Source organism: Pseudomonas sp. R3.Fl, assembly GCF_023516765.1.
GTDB lineage: Bacteria > Pseudomonadota > Gammaproteobacteria > Pseudomonadales > Pseudomonadaceae > Pseudomonas > Pseudomonas citronellolis.
Window position 1 is genome coordinate 1106416 of sequence record NZ_JAMGSO010000001.1, and the last position, 14559, is coordinate 1120974.

General features: G+C 69.9%; 13 protein-coding genes. 4 read left to right on the forward strand and 9 right to left on the reverse strand.

Going from position 1 to position 14559, the window contains the following annotated elements:
• Positions 1 to 7: 7 nt before the first annotated feature.
• From M8R19_RS04490 to M8R19_RS04510, 5 genes are all read right to left on the reverse strand, one after another.
• Positions 8 to 1351, reverse strand: a complete 1344-nt coding sequence (locus M8R19_RS04490; RefSeq protein WP_249917144.1) for an MFS transporter — start codon at positions 1349 to 1351, stop codon at positions 8 to 10.
• A gap of 51 nt (positions 1352 to 1402) precedes the next feature.
• Positions 1403 to 2269, reverse strand: coding sequence for a MaoC/PaaZ C-terminal domain-containing protein (locus M8R19_RS04495; protein WP_249917145.1), 867 nt, complete (start codon positions 2267 to 2269; stop codon positions 1403 to 1405).
• A complete protein-coding gene (locus M8R19_RS04500) occupies positions 2253 to 4400 on the reverse strand; it encodes an acetate--CoA ligase family protein (protein ID WP_249917146.1) in 2148 nt (715 codons plus the stop codon). The genes M8R19_RS04495 and M8R19_RS04500 overlap by 17 nt, the downstream gene beginning before the upstream one ends.
• 114 nt (positions 4401 to 4514) lie before the next feature.
• Positions 4515 to 5666, reverse strand: a complete 1152-nt coding sequence (locus tag M8R19_RS04505; RefSeq protein ID WP_249917147.1) for a thiolase family protein — start codon at positions 5664 to 5666, stop codon at positions 4515 to 4517.
• Positions 5663 to 6049, reverse strand: a complete 387-nt coding sequence (locus M8R19_RS04510; protein ID WP_249917148.1) for a Zn-ribbon domain-containing OB-fold protein — start codon at positions 6047 to 6049, stop codon at positions 5663 to 5665. Before M8R19_RS04510 ends, M8R19_RS04505 begins: the two co-directional genes overlap by 4 nt.
• A 144-nt stretch (positions 6050 to 6193) precedes the next feature.
• On the opposite strand from M8R19_RS04510, the gene M8R19_RS04515 reads away from it, so the two are divergent.
• Complete coding sequence (locus M8R19_RS04515; RefSeq protein ID WP_058071330.1) at positions 6194 to 7003, forward strand: IclR family transcriptional regulator; 810 nt, start codon at positions 6194 to 6196, stop codon at positions 7001 to 7003.
• Positions 7004 to 7261: 258 nt separating this feature from the next.
• Here M8R19_RS04515 and queF read toward each other — a convergent pair whose 3' ends face one another.
• Complete coding sequence (gene queF / locus M8R19_RS04520) at positions 7262 to 8092, reverse strand: NADPH-dependent 7-cyano-7-deazaguanine reductase QueF (RefSeq protein ID WP_249917149.1); 831 nt, start codon at positions 8090 to 8092, stop codon at positions 7262 to 7264.
• 518 nt (positions 8093 to 8610) lie between these two features.
• On the reverse strand, positions 8611 to 9138 hold the full coding sequence (gene copI / locus M8R19_RS04525; protein ID WP_249917150.1) for a copper-resistant cuproprotein CopI: 528 nt from the start codon (positions 9136 to 9138) through the stop codon (positions 8611 to 8613).
• Positions 9139 to 9288: 150 nt separating this feature from the next.
• Between copI and M8R19_RS04530 the strand changes: the two genes are divergently transcribed.
• Positions 9289 to 9969 carry a heavy metal response regulator transcription factor gene (locus M8R19_RS04530; protein ID WP_249917151.1) on the forward strand — a complete coding sequence of 227 codons (681 nt, stop codon included), beginning with the start codon at positions 9289 to 9291 and terminating at the stop codon, positions 9967 to 9969.
• Positions 9966 to 11303 (forward strand): heavy metal sensor histidine kinase, encoded by a 1338-nt coding sequence (locus tag M8R19_RS04535; protein WP_249917152.1) that lies wholly within the window; start codon positions 9966 to 9968, stop codon positions 11301 to 11303. Before M8R19_RS04530 ends, M8R19_RS04535 begins: the two co-directional genes overlap by 4 nt.
• Before the next feature lie 136 nt (positions 11304 to 11439).
• Here M8R19_RS04535 and M8R19_RS04540 read toward each other — a convergent pair whose 3' ends face one another.
• Together M8R19_RS04540 and ybaK are read right to left on the reverse strand one after the other, a co-directional pair.
• Positions 11440 to 12225, reverse strand: coding sequence for a PhzF family phenazine biosynthesis protein (locus M8R19_RS04540; protein WP_249917153.1), 786 nt, complete (start codon positions 12223 to 12225; stop codon positions 11440 to 11442).
• A gap of 93 nt (positions 12226 to 12318) precedes the next feature.
• Complete coding sequence (gene ybaK, locus M8R19_RS04545; RefSeq protein ID WP_074980996.1) at positions 12319 to 12789, reverse strand: Cys-tRNA(Pro) deacylase; 471 nt, start codon at positions 12787 to 12789, stop codon at positions 12319 to 12321.
• Positions 12790 to 12939: 150 nt separating this feature from the next.
• Between ybaK and glpK the strand changes: the two genes are divergently transcribed.
• The gene (gene glpK, locus M8R19_RS04550; protein WP_074981168.1) at positions 12940 to 14451 is read left to right on the forward strand and encodes a glycerol kinase GlpK; all 1512 of its coding nucleotides are present in this window, start codon (positions 12940 to 12942) and stop codon (positions 14449 to 14451) included.
• Positions 14452 to 14559: the final 108 nt, after the last annotated feature.

Genomic DNA, 14559 nt, shown 5'->3' on the forward strand with positions numbered 1-14559 from the left:
CATGGGCTCAGGCCTTCACCGGCCGCGGCTCGGTGGCATCGGCGCGCGCCGGGGCGGCGGGCTCGGCGCTGGCATCGGCGTCGCTCGAAGCGCGGTTCGGGTCGTACAGGCGGTCGGGGATGAACAGCGCCGGGATCAGGCCGGTGATCACGTAGGTGATGCCCATCACCAGGAAGCCGGCGCCGATGGAGATGTGCGAGGCCAAGAGGCCAATGGCCGCCGGCGCCACCGCCGCGCCGACGCGGCCGAGGTTGTAGGCGGTGCCCACCGCGGCGCCGCGCACCCGGGTGGAGAAGCTCTCGGTCATGTAGGTGGCCAGCACGCCCACCGGCACGCCGTAGATGAAGCCGAACAGGGTGAGGATCCAGACGATGTTGTCCGGCGTGTGCCAGAACACGATCAGCGGCATGAAGATGGCGCTGCCGATGGCGCCGGCGGCGAAGGTGGCGCGGCGGCCGAAACGGTCCGAGGCGACCCCGGCGGCCACCTTGCCGAGGATCATCGCGGTGTAGGTGCCGACCATGTAGCCGGTCATGGACTTGAAGTTCATGCCCAGCTCGCTTTCCAGGTACGAGGGCATCCAGTTGTTGGTGCCGTAGTAGCCGAACAGCAGGAAGCAGGAGGTCAGCGTCCACAGCAGGAACATGCGCCGCGTGCCCGCATCGGCCAGCAGGCCCTGCACGCCGCCACGGGCGGCAGGCGCGGCGCGCACGCCGGCCGGCTGCTGGCGGCGCTGGGCGCGGGCCGCCAGCCACGACGGCGACTCCGGCACCCAGGGGCGCAGCGCCAGGCAGATCAACGCCGGCGCCAGGGCGGTGAAGAACAGCGTGCGCCAGCCGAACTCCGGGATGATCTGCCCGGCGAGGATGGTCGCCACCAGGTAGCCCACGGTCCAGCCGGCCTGCATGGTCGCCAGGATGGTGGTGCGGTATTTGGTGGCGACGAACTCGGACATCAGGATGTTGCAGGCGACGAACAGCGAGCCCAGGCCCAGCGAGGACAGGAAGCGGATCAGCGCGAACTGCCAGTAGTTGTGGGTGAGCCCCAGCAGCGCGGTGCCGAGCGAGAAGATCACGATGGTCCAGGTCACCACCCGCACCCGGCCGAAGCGGTCGCAGCACCAGCCGCCGTAGATGCCGCCGATGGCCATGCCGGCCAGGGTGATGCTGCCCAGCGAGCCGGCCTCGAAGTTGCTCAGGCCGAACTCGGCCTTGAGGCTGTTCAGGCTGTAGGCGAGGAACATCAGGTCGACGCCGTCGGCGAGCAGCCCGAGGAAGCAGAAGAAGAAGGCGATGACCAGGGTCCGCCGGGGGAACCCGGCGTCCTGGGGAGGACTCATGGATGCGCTCATTGTTCTTGTTCTCGCAGGTTGGTTGAGGGGGTTGTCGCCATGCCGCCCGGCTCAGCTGTTCGCCTCCGGCGTCAGGCGCACGTGGCCGTTGTCCAGCACCACCACATCACGCTCGACCACGCGGGTGCGGAAGGAGCCGTCGTTCCAGATTTCCGTGCGCAGGGTCTCGCCGGGGAATACCGGCGCGGAGAAACGCACCTGCAACTGCCCGAAGCGTTCCGCGCGGTAGTCGGCGAAGCCGCGCAGCAGCGCGTGGAAGGCCACGCCGAGGGTGCACAGGCCATGCAGGATCGGCTGGGGGAAGCCGCCGCGGGCCGCTGCCGCCGGGCTGGCGTGGAGCGGGTTGTCGTCGCCGTTGAGGCGGTAGTACAGGGCCTGCTCCGGGCGCGTCGGCAGGTCGATGACCAGGTCCGGCGCGCGCTCGGGCAGGCGGTGCGGCTGACTGAGCGACTGGCTGTCGCCGCCGAAGCCGCCGTCGCCGCGCAGGAAGGTGGTGCCGCGGGCGATGGCCAGCACCTCGCCGCTGGCGGCGTCGCTGAGCACCTTCTCGCTGTACAGCAGCGCGCCCTTGCCGGCGCCCTTGTCCACCAGGCCGGTGACGCGGGTACGGCCGATCACCTCGCCTTCCGGCGGCAGCGGCTTGAGCCACTCCACGCTCTGCTCGCCATGCACCAGGCGCAGGGCGTCGACGCCGGTGTCCGGGTGGCCCAGCCAGAAGCCCGGGTGGCCCAGCACCACGGCCATGCACGGCAGCGCCTGGAGATCGCGGTTGGCGTCGACGAAGGCCAGTTGGTGTTCGTCCAGGGGGTCGGCGCCCAGGCCCACCGACAGCGCGTAGAAGGCGCTGTCCTCGCGGCTGTAGCGCTGGCACACCTCGGGGATGCGGTAGTTCAGCAGGTGCTCAGGATTCAGCGCCATCGGCCACCTCCTGCACTTCCAGCACCGCGTCGGCGGCCCAGGCGCCCTGCCCCTCGGGCATGGCGAACACCGGGTTGAGGTCCACCGAGCGCAGCCGCGGCCCGGCCTCGGCGGCGAACTGCGAGAGCCGCGAGAGCACCTGCGCCAGCGCCTTCACGTCGGTCACCGGACGGCCGCGCGCGCCGAGCAGCAACGGCGCGCCCTTGATGCTGCGGATCATCGCCTCGGCCTCCTCCACGCCGAACGGGCAGCGGCGGAACACCACGTCCTTCAGCACTTCGACGAAGATGCCGCCGAGGCCGAATAGAGCCACCGGGCCGAACAGCGGGTCGCGCTGGATGCCCATGAAGCACTCCACGCCGCCCTGCAACTGGCGCGCCACCAGCACGCCGTCGATGCGCGCCTGCGGGGCATGTTCGGCGGCGCGCTGCAGCAGCAGGTCGAAGCCCTCGCGCACCGCCGCGGCGCTGTCCACGCCCAGCAGCACGCCGCCGATCTCCGACTTGTGCAGGATGTCCGCCGAGGCGATCTTCAGCACCACCGGGAAGCCGATCTGCTCGGCGAAGGCGGCGGCCTCCGCGGCGCTAACCAGCACCCGCTCCGGCGCCGACTCGATACCGGCGCGGGCCAGTAGCTGCTTGGCCTCGGCCTCCCCCGGCGTGCGCGGCGGCAGCTCCACGCCGCCGGGCGCCGGCACCTGGCGCAACGGTTTGGCGAAAGCCTCGCCGAGCCGGCCCATGGCCTGGATGGCGTGCACCGCGCGGGTCGGGTCCTCGAACAGGGCGAAGCCGGCCTTGCGGTAGGGTTCCAGCTCGTCGCCCTCGCCCATCACCGAGACCACGAACAGGCGGTCCGGGTGGTCGGCCTTGATCCGGCCGAACTGCTCGGCCAGCTTCGGGCCGATGGAGGCGACGGTGCCGGCCTGGGTGAAGAAGGCGATCAGCGACTTGTAGCCGCCGTCCACCACCATGGATTCGGTGAAGTCATGCACCAGGCTCAGGTCGTTCAGGGCCTGGGCGGTGCAGTCCACCGGGTTGATCGGCGAGGCGAACGACAGCCGCTGCTTCAGCCGCGCCTGAGCCGCCTCGGGCATGGGCGGCATCGGCAGGCCGACATCCTCGGCGGCGTCGCTGACGATGATCCCGGCGCCGCCGCTGACGGTGATCATCCCCAGGCTGTTGGCCACCGGGTAGATGCGCTGGGTGGCGAGGTAGGCGATGTCGATCAGTTCCTCGGTATTGCGCGCGCGGACCACCGCGTAGTCGGCCAGCACCGCGTCCAGCACCTTGTCGTCGCCGGCCAGGGAAGCGGTGTGGGACATGGCCGCGCGGCCGCCCAGCTCGCTGCGCCCGACCTTGTGCAGGATCACCGGCTTGCCGGCGCGGTGGGCGGCCGCCAGGGCGGCGAGGAAACTGTCGACGTTGCGGATGGATTCGGCGTAGGCCATGACCACGTCGACTTCCGGCGACTCCACCAGCCAGCCGATGGCATCGCCCAGGGTGACGTCGGCCTCGTTGCCGGTGGCTACGCAGATCGGCGTGCCCAGCCCGCGCTGCCGCGCCAGGCCCAGCAGGTGCGCGCCGTAGGCACCGGACTGGGTGGCGATGCCGACGCGCCCGGCCAGCGGAATGCCGCGCTCCAGGCTGGTGGAGAAGAAGGCGTAGTAGCCCAGGTTGGCGTTGAACACGCCCAGGGCGTTGGGGCCCAGCAGGCGCATGTTCGCCGCGCGGGCGACCTCGACCATGGCGTCCTGCATCAGCACGCCCTCGCCGCCCACCTCGCTGAAGCCGGAGGAGAACACGATGGCGCTGCGCGCGCCCTTGCGGCCCAGGGCCTGGATGGTCTCCAGCACCTGCGGCGCCGGCAGCGCGACTATGGCCACGTCGGGCGCCTCGGGCAGCGCCTCGACGCTGGCGAAGGCCGGCAGGCCCTGGATTTCGCTGCGGTTGGGGTTCACCGGCAGGATGCGGCCGCCGAAGCCGTTGCGCAGCATGTAGGCGATGGGCCGGCCACCGATGCGGTGCGGGTCGCTGGAGGCGCCGACCACGGCCACGGAACGCGGTTGCAGCAGGGGCGTGAGGCTGGCGAAGCACGAGGCGTTGCCAGGGTGTTGCAAGTGACTCACTGACATGGCTTTCCACCTGAACTGTTGACGGTTGCCGGACCGACCGTCCCGGCGCGAGGGCGAGCGCGTCCACGGCGGGCCGCCGAAGCGGCCACCGCTGGGGCGCAGAACCCGGGGGTTTCAGAGCACCGACTGGGTGCCGAGCAGGGCCGTGACCTGGCTGGACAGGGTGCCGCCGTTGCCGTGCAGCAGGGCGACGTCGGCCTTGCGCAACTGGCGCTCGCCGGCCTGGCGGCGCAACTGCGTCACCGCCTCGATGATCAGGAACATGCCGTACATGCCCGGATGCACGCAGGACAGCCCGCCGCCGTTGGTATTCACCGCCAGCTCGCCGCCGGGGGCGATGCGCCCGCCCTCGACGAAGCGCCCGCCCTCGCCCTTCGGGCAGAAGCCGAGGTCTTCGAGGAACAGCAGGGTGTTGATGGTGAAGGCGTCGTAGAGCATCACCAGGTCGATGTCGGCGTGCGTCACCCCGGCCATCTGCATGGCGCGCGGGCCGCTTTCACTGGCGGCGGTAACGGTGAGGTCGGGCATCGCCACGATGGAGCGGTGCCACTGCGCACCGGCGGCGCCGAGGAAGTACACCGGCGCGTTCGGCAGGTCGCGGGCACGCTCGGCGCGCACCAGCACGCAGGCGCCGCCGCCGTCGGTGACCAGGCAACAGTCGGCCTTGCTCAGCGGGTCGCTGACCATGCGCGCGGCGAGCACCTCTTCGACGGTCAGCGGGCCGCGGGCGAAGGCCTCGGGGTTGAGGTTGGCCCAGCCCCGCGCGGCCACCGCCACCTCCGCCAGCTGCGCGCGGGTGGAGCCGTACTGGTGCATATGGCGACTGGCAGCCAGGGCGTAGGCGGTGATCGGGTGGCGCGGCTTGTAAGGCGTCTCGTGCCACTGCGGCTCGCTCATCGACACCAGCTTGCCGCCGGCGGTGCGCTGGTTGGAGCCGTAGCAGATCAGCGCCGCGTCGCACAGCCCGGCCTCCAGGGCCAGGGTGGCCTGCAGCAGGTGCAGTTCGAAGCTGGAGCCGCCGATATTGGTGCCGTCGACGAACTTCGGGCGGATGCCCAGGTATTCGCAGACCGACAGCGTCGGGAAGGCATGGGAACTGGTGGCGGCGAACACCGCATCGATGTCGGACAGCTTCAGCCCGGCGTCGGCGATGGCCTTCACCGAGGCCTGGCCGAGCAGTTCGATGGCGCTGTGGCCGGGGGCCTCGCCGATGCCGGCGCTGCCGATGCCGACGATGGCGGTCTTGCCGCGCAGGACCTGGCTCATGGCTGCACCTCCGCAAGCGCGTCGAACACCACCACGGGGGTGCCTTCCTGCTCGACGATGCGCGCCTTCAGGCGGGTGCCGATGGGCAGTTCGAGGTGGCCCTCGATGCGCGACATCATGCGCACGCCCTCGTCCAGATCGACCAGGGCGACGTTGTAGTCGCCGCCACGGGCGCGGTTCACGGTGATCGCATAGAGGGTGCCCAGGCCGCTGGCCGGCACCCATTCCAGGTCCGTCTCGCCACTGCCCGGCACCAGGTTGCGCGGGTAGAAGACGTAGCGCCCGGTGGAACGGCTGCGCTGCAGCATGAAGCGGCCCTGGGCCAGGAAGGCGAGGTACTGGGCTTCGGGGCCCGGAACGACGCACTCGGGGAGATCTGCCACGTAGGTCCTCCTTTATTCTTGTTCGACCTTTGCTGCAAAGTGCAACGACGTGGACGCACCAACCGGCGACTTCAGGGCAGCGGTTGTGCGCTCCGTGAAGCCAGCATATATTCACCCCGCTGAATGTCAACCCGAATACTGAATATGAAAAACAAAGAAACCGCACCGGAAGCCAGTACCAAGAGCGCCAGCACCAAGGATGTAGGGGCCGTGGTGAACGCCATTCAGATCCTCCGCCACCTGGCCCACGCCGAAGCCCCCGAAGGCGTGGCCGCCATCGCCCGCGCCACCGGCATCAGCCCGAGCAGCGCCTTCAACATCCTGCGCACGCTGCACAACGAACAGCTGGCGTCGTTCGACAACGAGACCAAGACCTACCAACTGGGCCTGGGCCTGTCGGAACTGGCGGTGAGCTTCATCGGCCGCAGCTACGCCGACCTGATCCAGCCGGAACTGGAGCGCCTGAGCCTGGCCCACCGGATACTCGTCGCCCTCTGGCAAGTCACGGACGACGCGCACATCCGCGTGATCGCCCGCTCCGAGCCGCAGATCGCCCACGTCAACGTGGCCATGGGCACGCGCCTGCCGGAACTGGTGGGCGCCGCCGGGCGCTGCATCGCCGGCCTGCGCCAACTGCCGGAGGACGAACTGCGCCGGCGCCTGTCGCGGGTGCGCTGGGAGAACCCGCCGGCCTTCGAGCAGTACCAGGCCGACGCCCACGAAGCCCTGGAACGCGGCTGGGCCATGGACCAGGACCACCTGTACCGCGGCGTGAGCATGGTCGCCAGCGCGGTCACCGACCGCGACCGGCAGCCACGCTTCATCATTTCTGCCATCGGCATCAGCGCCCAGCACCGCCGCGATGAGCTGGAAAGCATCGGCAGCAGTTTGCGCGACACCGCCAGCTTCATTGGCCGCGCGCTCTTTCCCCAGGGCGGTGGCCGCAAGGCGTAGAATCAGAATGCCATTCAGTATCGGGAAAGGCATTCGGCGGGAATGACGAGAGAGGATTACGATCGCGCGGCCGGAGGTCAATCGCGGACGGAGTCCGCTCCTACGACCGTGCTTCCCTGAAACCGTAGGAGCGGACTCCGTCCGCGATATCGCGCGCAGGGCGCGCTCCTACAGGGGAATGGCGTGGGTGGCGCAGCGTAGAAGCGGATCTCATCCGCGAATCGCGCCGGAATCTCCGCCCGCGATGAAGCCGTATCGTTACTGCCGCACCAACCGACGATTGTCCGGCGCGATATCCATGCTGCTGCGGTAGGGGTTGATATCCAACCCCCCGCGACGCACATAGCGCGCATAAACGGTCAGTCGGCTGGGCTGCAGCAGACGCTGCAGGTCGAGGTAGATGCGCTCCACGCACTGCTCGTGGAAATCCTGATGCTGGCGGAAGGAAACCACGTAGGCCAGCAGGCTCGCGGGGTCGAGCGCTGGGCCGGCGTAGTCCACCACCAGGGTGCCCCAGTCCGGCTGGCCGGTGACCGGGCAGTTGGATTTCAGCAGGTGGCTGTAGAGCACCTCGTCCACCCGTCGGGCGTCGTCGCAACGCAGCAGTTCCGGGCGCGGGTGGTCGTAGCTGTCCACGGCGATGTCGAGGTCGTCGATGCAGCGGCCAGGCAGCTTCGCTACGCCCTCCTCGGCCACTTCGTCCAGGCTGCGCAGGCGCACGCCCACCGGCGCGCCGGCGGCGGCGGACAGGTCGCGCTCCAGCACCGCCCGCAGCGCCTCGCGGCTGTCGAACGGGCTCTGGTTCAGCGAGTTGAGGTAGAGCTTGAAGGACTTCGACTCGATGATGTTCGGCGACTGCGCCGGGATGGCGAATTCGCCGATGGCCACCACCGGCTTGCCGCCGGGGGTCAGCCAGGACAGTTCGTAGCAGTTCCAGATGTCCACGCCGCGGTACGGCAGGTTGGCGCCGTCCAGGCCCAACTCGGCCCACTTGGTAGCGCGGCTGATGGGGAACAGCAGCCCGGGCGCGTAGGTGGAGACGTATTCGCTGGATTTGCCCAGCGGCGAGTGTTCGGCGGGATGCTGCATGGAATGGACCTGCGGAAATCGTGTCGGCGCCCGCCGGGGTGGCGGGCCGGGCAAGTGTATACAAATGCCCCGGTGGTTTCAGCAGGCGCGGGAGGCCTTCGTGACGGCTGGCGGCCTCGGAGCGAATCGCGGACGGAGCCCTCCTGCACGTAGGGCGTATAACCGTTCGCGGTTATACGCCGCTGGCCGGGGCACCGATGCCCTACGAACCTGGGCTTGAGAGCGCCCTTTCCCCAACCCTCTCCCGCAAGCGGGAGAGGGGGCTGTCCTGAGCGGCGTCGAGGCCAGGCACCATCCTCATACCCCGTCATTCCCGCGAACGCGGAAAGCCAATAGATAGTTGCTCCTACGTCACAGGCGAGCACGGCTTTCCGTAGGAGCGAGCTTGCTCGCGAATGAGCCCCGCAGCGGAGTCTGTTCGCGAGCAAGCTCGCTCCTACGAAGAGCATCCCGGCGCGGCTTGCTCGCCCACCTCCGAGCCTACCTGTAATCCGCGATTGCGTCGGCAAGGCCGTCGCTCAGGGCTCGACGGTCAGGCGACCAACCATGCCGGCCTGGTAGTGGCCGGGGATGTTGCAGGCGAATTCCAGCACGGTGGCCCTGGTGAAGGTCCAGGTCAGCTCGGCGGTCTTGCCCGGCTCCACCAGCACGCTGTTGGGGTCGTCGTGCTTCATCATCTTCGAATGGTCCATGCCGGCCATGCCGTGGCTCATGCCGGTGGGTGTGAGCATGCCCATCGCCTGCATCTGCTGCATTTCCTTCTGGTGCTCGGCGTGCAGGGCGGCGTTGCCGAGGTTGAATTCGTGCAGCAGGCTGCCCTTGTTGTGGATGACGAAGCGCACCGTCTCGCCAGCCTTCACCTGCAGCGACTTGGGCTCGAAGTACATCTCGCCCAGGGTGACCTCTACGCTGCGGGTGGCCTGGGCGGCCGCGGCCGGCTTGCCGAAGTCGTACCCATGGCCGTGGCCGGCGTCGGCCAGGGCCGGCAGGGCGAAGGCGGCGGCGAGGCCGAGGATGGCGGCGTTGAAAAGCTGGCGTGTACGCATGACGCGGACCTCTTGCAGATGACTGCCTCCAATGTTGCCGCCGACCACCTGCCGGTTGGCTGTCGGGAAGATTACAGTTGTGTCAGCTTGGCGGCGCCACCGGCAGCGCTGGATACAATGACCGGCATTCCGCCACGGAGGCCATCCACCTTGAAACTGCTGATCGTCGAAGACGAACCCCGCATCGGCCAGTACCTGCGCCAGGGCCTGAGCGAGGCCGGCTATGCCGTGGACCTCTGCGGCGACGGCGCCGAGGGCGAACAGCTGGCGCTGTCCGGCGGCTACGACCTGGCGATCCTCGACGTCATGCTGCCCGGCCGCGACGGCTGGCAGATCCTCCAGGCCGTGCGCCAGGCTGGCCTGGCCCTGCCGGTGCTGTTCCTCACCGCGCGCGACGCGGTGGAGGACCGCGTGCGCGGCCTGGAACAGGGCGCCGACGACTACCTGGTCAAGCCCTTCGCCTTCGTCGAGCTGCTGGCCCGCGTGCGCACCCTGCTGCGCCGCGGCGGCCAGCAGTTGCAGGAGACCGTGCTGCAACTGGCCGACCTGGAGCTGGACCTGCTGCGCCGCCGGGTGCAGCGCGGCGGCCGGCGCATCGAGCTGACCGCCAAGGAGTTCGCCCTGCTGGAGCTGCTGCTGCGCCGCCGCGGCGAGGTGCTGCCCAAGTCGCTGATCGCCTCCCAGGTGTGGGACATGAACTTCGACAGCGACACCAACGTCATCGAGGTGGCCATCCGCCGCCTGCGCGCCAAGGTCGACGACGACTTCCCGCAGCGCCTGATCCACACCGTGCGCGGCATGGGCTACGTGCTCGAAGAGCGCGCGCCGTGAGCGCCGCCGCGCGGGTTTCGCTGGGCGTCCGCCTGAGCCTGCTGTTCGCCGCCTGCACCGCGGCCGTGTCGCTGATCGCCGGGGTGGTGTTCAGCCGTGCCAGCGAGGCGCACTTCGTCGAGCTGGACCGCCAGGTGATGGCCGGCCGCCTGCCCTTCTTCCGCGAACTGCTCGGCCCGGTGCGCGATCCCGCCGGCCTGACCACACAACGCGGAACGCTGGAGCACGAACTGACGCGCCACCCGGACCTGGGCCTGCGCCTGGAGGGCGCCGACGGCCAGCGCTGGCTGGACGAGCCGCCGCGCATGAGCAGCGGCATGGAAGGCATGGGCGAGCCGCCCGCCTACCGCGAGATGCGCGTGCCGCTGGACCCGGCCGAGCCCGCCGGGCGCCAGCTGACCCTGGTGCTGGACATCACCCACCACCAGCACTTCCTCGGCCGCATGCAACAGCTCATCTGGCTGGCCATGGGCCTCTCCGCCCTGGCCACCGCCCTGCTCGGCGCCTGGGCCACCCGCGCCAGCCTGCGTCCGCTGCGGCGCATGCGCGAGGTGGCGGCGCAGGTCTCGGCGCAGTCGCTGACCACCCGCCTGGACGCCAGCCGCCTGCCCGCGGAACTGCGCGGCCTGGCCAGCGAGCTGAACGCCATGCTTGCGCGCCTGGAGGAAGCCTTCCAGCGCCTGTCGGCGTTCTCCGCGGACATCGCCCACGAGCTGCGCACGCCGCTCACCGCGTTGCTGACACAAACCCAGGTGGTGCTGTCGCGCCCGCGCGGCGAGGACGACTACCGCGAGGCGCTGCACGGCAACCTGGAGGAGCTGCAGCGGCTGACCGCCATGGTCAACGACATGCTGTTGCTGGCCAAGGCCGACCACGGCCTGCTGGCCCCCGGGCGCGACAGCCTGGACCTGGCTGCGGAAGTGGATGCCCTGCTGGAGTTCTACGCGCCGCTGGCCGAGGACCAGGGCGTCCATCTGGCGCGTGAGGGCCAGGCGCAGGTACGCGGCGACCGCGGCATGCTGCGCCGGACGCTGGCCAACCTGCTGGACAACGCCCTGCGCTTCACCCCCGCGGGCGGCGCCATCCGCGTGCGCCTGCAGCCCGGCCAGATCAGCGTGGAGAACCAGGGCCCGGCGATCCCCACCGAGCAGTTGCCAAGGCTGTTCGACCGCTTTCACCACCGCGAGGCGGCCCAGCGCGAGGGCCAGGGCGTACACGCCGGCCTCGGCCTGGCGATCTGCCGCTCCATCGTCCAGGCCCACGGCGGCCGCATCCGCGCCGAATCGGCAGACGGCTGGACACGTTTCATCATCGAATTACCGCCGGAAACGTAGGGCGTATAACCGTTCGCGGTTATACGCCGCCACACCCAAGCCCCAGCCAACACCCAGGTCAACCCCGGAACCGCCTGGAGCCAAGGCCAAACGGCGGATAACGCGGAGCGTTATCCGCCCTACGCCAAGCCCACCGTCAGATCACCAACCGCCCACTCGCCACCAGCCGCGCCTGGCCGGCGATGCGCACGCGGTCGCCTTCCAGCCGGCACCAGAGCTCGCCGCCACGGGCCGAGCACTGCAAGGCGCGCAACTGCAGCTTGCTCAGGCGCTGCGACCAGTAGGGGATCAGGCAGCAGTGGGCGGCGCCGGTGACCGGGTCTTCGTTGATGCCGATGGCCGGGGCGAAGAAGCGCGAGACGAAGTCGTGGTCGCCCTCCCCGCGCGCGGTGACGATCACGCCCAGGTACGGCAGCTTCGCCAGGGCGACGAAGTCCGGCGTGCAGGCGCGCACCGCCTCCTCCGACTCCAGCAGCACCATCAGGTGCGCCGTGGTGGCGAGCGCGTCGACCACCGGCAGGCCCAGGGCCTGCTCCAGCTCCACGGTGCTGCCCGCCTCGCGCGGCGGCTGCGCCGGGAAGTCCAGGGCCAGGCGCTGGTCCTCGCGGTACACCCGCAGCGGGCCGGACAGCGAGTTCAGCTCCAGGCGCTCGCCCGGCTCGCCGAACACTTCGAACAGCACATGGGCGCTGGCCAGGGTGGCGTGCCCGCACAGCGGCACCTCGGCGGCCGGGGTGAACCAGCGGATGCGCCAACCATCGGCCTCGCGGACCAGGAAGGCGGTCTCCGACAGGTTGTGCTCGGCGGCGATGTTCTGCATCAGCTCGTCGGCCAGCCAGGCGTCCAGGCGATAGACCATGGCCGGGTTGCCGGCGAACGGACGGTGGGTGAAGGCATCGACCTGGTGGAATTCGAGCTGCATGGCGTTCTCCTCTGAGTGGGGCTCCAGCATGCCGTCCCGCGCGTTCGGCGCTGCTATACAGTGTGCGACTTTCGCATCGGCACAGTCGCGCCCTCAGGCCCGGCCGATGGCGGCGAAACTGGCCGAGGTCAGCCCGGCCAGGGTCTCGGCGCTCAGCTCCACCTCCAGGCCGCGGCGTCCGGCGCTGACGTGGATGCTCGGGAACTGCCGGGCGGACTCGTCGATGAAGGTGCGCAGGCGCTTCTTCTGCCCCAGCGGGCTGATGCCGCCGACCAGGTAGCCGGTGGCGCGCTGCGCGGCGCTGGGCTCGGCCATGTCGGCCTTCTTCGCCCCGGCGGCGTGGGCCAGGGCCTTCAGGTCGAGGCTGCCGGCCACCGGTACCACGGCCACCAGTAGTTCGCCCTTCTCGGTGGCGGCGAGCAGCGTCTTGAACACCCGCGCCGGCTCCAGGCCGAGCTTCTCGGCGGCCTCCAGGCCGTAGGACGGCGCCTTGGGATCGTGTTCGTAGCTCAGCACGCGGTGCTCGGCGCGGGCCTTCTTCAGCAGGTCGATGGCGGGGGTCATGGCGGTCCGGGGTCTGTCCGTGAACGATGCCCAAGCATAGCAAGGGTCGCCGGCCGAATCCGCCTGCGCGCGGCCCTTCACCCGGCGCGCGGAATGGCCTAAGGTCGCAGACGACCCGGGCTCTGCCGGATGCAGCACAAGGCCAACGTCATGACCGACAGCCAGAACAAGAAATACATCGTCGCCCTCGACCAGGGCACCACCAGTTCCCGCGCCATCATCTTCGACCGCGACGCCAACGTGGTCAGCGTGGCCCAGCGCGAATTCGCGCAGATCTACCCCCAGGCCGGCTGGGTCGAGCACGACCCCATGGAAATCTGGGCCACCCAGAGTTCGACCCTGGTCGAGGCCCTGGCCCAGGCCAGCATCGGCTTCGGCGAGGTGGCGGCCATCGGCATCACCAACCAGCGCGAGACCACGGTGGTGTGGGACAAGGCCACGGGTCGGCCGATCCACAACGCCATCGTCTGGCAATGCCGGCGCAGCGCGGGCATCTGCGAGCAATTGCGCGCCGACGGCCTGGAGCCCTACATCCGTGACACCACCGGGCTGGTCATCGACCCCTATTTCTCCGGCACCAAGCTGAAATGGATTCTCGACAACGTCGACGGCGCCCGCGAGCGCGCCCGCCGCGGCGAGCTGCTGTTCGGCACCGTGGACAGCTGGCTGGTGTGGAAGCTCACCGAGGGCGAGGTGCACGTCACCGACTACACCAACGCCTCACGCACGCTGCTGTTCGACATCCACAAGCTCGACTGGGACGATCGCCTGCTGGCGGCCCTGGACATTCCCCGCGCCATGCTGCCGAAGGTCCAGGCCTCCTCCGGGGTGTTCGGCCAGGCGCGGGTCGGCGGCCTGGGCGTGCACCGCACACCCATCGCCGGGATCGCCGGCGACCAGCAGGCCGCGCTGTTCGGCCAGCTCTGCGTGGAGCCCGGCCAGGCGAAGAACACCTACGGCACCGGCTGCTTCCTGCTGATGCACACCGGCGCCAAGGCGGTGAAGTCCACCCACGGCCTGCTCACCACCATCGCCTGCGGGCCCCGCGGCGAGCCGCAGTACGCCCTGGAAGGCGCGGTGTTCAACGGCGGCTCCACGGTGCAGTGGCTGCGCGACGAGCTGAAGGTGATCAACGACGCCCACGACTCCGAGTACTTCGCCAGCAAGGTCAAGGACAGCAACGGCGTCTACCTGGTGCCGGCCTTCACCGGCCTGGGCGCGCCCTACTGGGACCCGTACGCCCGCGGCGCGCTGTTCGGCCTGACCCGCGGGGTGAAGGCCGACCACCTGATCCGCGCCACCCTGGAATCCATCGCCTACCAGACCCGCGACGTGCTCGACGCCATGCAGCAGGACGCCGGCGAGCCCTTGCGCGCCCTGCGCGTGGACGGCGGCGCGGTGGCCAACAACTTCCTCATGCAGTTCCAGGCCGACATCCTCGGCACGCCGGTGGAACGCCCGCAGATGCGCGAGACCACGGCGCTGGGCGCCGCCGTGCTGGCGGGACTGGCCAGCGGCTTCTGGCAGGGCCTGGACGAACTGAAGGGCAAGGCGGTGATCGAGCGGGTGTTCCAGCCCAACTGCGAGGCGGCCGAGCGGGAGCGGCTGTATGCGGGCTGGAAGAAGGCGGTGGAGCGCACGAGAGGCTGGGCGGAGCCGTAGGGCGTACAACCGTTCGCGGTTGTACGCCGATAGGCCCGAGCCCATGCCCGGCTTCACGGCCAGGATCGGAGTGGCCCGGACAGGCGCTCCGAGTTCGTATCCGCAGTG

Excerpts from the sequence above, each read along its gene's own strand:
- M8R19_RS04490 (WP_249917144.1), bottom strand. The coding sequence starts at position 1,351 with ATGAGCGCATCCATGAGTCCTCCCCAGGACGCCGGGTTCCCCCGGCGG.
- M8R19_RS04495 (WP_249917145.1), bottom strand. The coding sequence starts at position 2,269 with ATGGCGCTGAATCCTGAGCACCTGCTGAACTACCGCATCCCCGAGGTG.
- M8R19_RS04500 (WP_249917146.1), bottom strand. The coding sequence starts at position 4,400 with ATGTCAGTGAGTCACTTGCAACACCCTGGCAACGCCTCGTGCTTCGCC.
- M8R19_RS04505 (WP_249917147.1), bottom strand. The coding sequence starts at position 5,666 with ATGAGCCAGGTCCTGCGCGGCAAGACCGCCATCGTCGGCATCGGCAGC.
- M8R19_RS04515 (WP_058071330.1), top strand. The coding sequence starts at position 6,194 with ATGAAAAACAAAGAAACCGCACCGGAAGCCAGTACCAAGAGCGCCAGC.
- queF (WP_249917149.1), bottom strand. The coding sequence starts at position 8,092 with ATGCAGCATCCCGCCGAACACTCGCCGCTGGGCAAATCCAGCGAATAC.
- copI (WP_249917150.1), bottom strand. The coding sequence starts at position 9,138 with ATGCGTACACGCCAGCTTTTCAACGCCGCCATCCTCGGCCTCGCCGCC.
- M8R19_RS04540 (WP_249917153.1), bottom strand. The coding sequence starts at position 12,225 with ATGCAGCTCGAATTCCACCAGGTCGATGCCTTCACCCACCGTCCGTTC.
- ybaK (WP_074980996.1), bottom strand. The coding sequence starts at position 12,789 with ATGACCCCCGCCATCGACCTGCTGAAGAAGGCCCGCGCCGAGCACCGC.
- glpK (WP_074981168.1), top strand. The coding sequence starts at position 12,940 with ATGACCGACAGCCAGAACAAGAAATACATCGTCGCCCTCGACCAGGGC.